Annotated in this window: 1 protein-coding gene; it reads right to left on the reverse strand. The window is 60.6% G+C overall.

All coding sequences use genetic code 11. The features are described from left to right. Positions 1-411: type I restriction enzyme subunit R domain-containing protein (locus AC1D0P_RS30685; protein ID WP_477680182.1), on the reverse strand; the 411-nt coding region annotated here is incomplete at both ends.

The raw sequence follows: 411 nt of genomic DNA on the forward strand, positions 1-411 counted from the left end.
GCGCAGATCGTCGAGATCGCGCATGGCGTTCTTGACATCGTCGGCGCGGTAGCTGGCCAGCGCCTGCTCAAGATGGGCCGAGACGCCGATGTAATCAACGATCAGGCCGTTGCGCTTCCGGGCATCACTGACGCGGTTGGTGCGCGCGATCGCCTGCAACAGGCTGTGCTCCTTGAGCGGTTTGTCGAGATACATCACGCTCTCGATCGGGCAGTCGAAGCCGGTCAACAGCTTGTCGCAGACGATGAGAAATTGCGGATTGTCGCTCTTGCGGCCGAATGCCTTCTTGGCCAGCTTTTCGGCCTCGGAATCGAGATAATGGGCGCGCAGTTCGTCGCGGATCGCCTGCTTGACTGGATCCTCGCTCGGCTTGGCGTCCTCCTGGTTGATCGAATAGACGCAGGCCGACAT

This window comes from Polaromonas sp. P1_G2, from assembly GCF_056405515.1.